General features: G+C 37.8%; 1 protein-coding gene. It reads right to left on the bottom strand.

Annotated features, from left to right (window positions below):
- Positions 1 to 233, bottom strand: a 233-nt coding sequence (locus SB689_RS24265; protein ID WP_410694567.1) for an NADPH-dependent FMN reductase, incomplete at both ends; no start/stop codon positions are given.

The following is a 233-nucleotide window of genomic DNA, read 5'->3' as shown; positions in this document are numbered from 1 at the left end:
AGATAACTCCTGCCGAATGATTAATGCTTTCCCTGATCTTTACTACTTCCTCTGGTGTATCAACATCAGTTAATGATGTGTCAAAATGAGGAAGAATGGAAAGATCATCATACATCTGGAAATTAATATTGGGATTCTGTTCCAATACCTGTTCCATCAATTTCTGATTGCTGGAGCTGTGGGTAGCACTTCCAACAATTACCAGAATTTTCTTTGGAGAGATCATGAAGTAC

The organism is Chryseobacterium sp. SIMBA_038, from assembly GCF_046535115.1.
Classification (GTDB): Bacteria; Bacteroidota; Bacteroidia; order Flavobacteriales; family Weeksellaceae; genus Chryseobacterium.
This window is presented reverse-complemented; position numbering and strand designations above follow the sequence as displayed.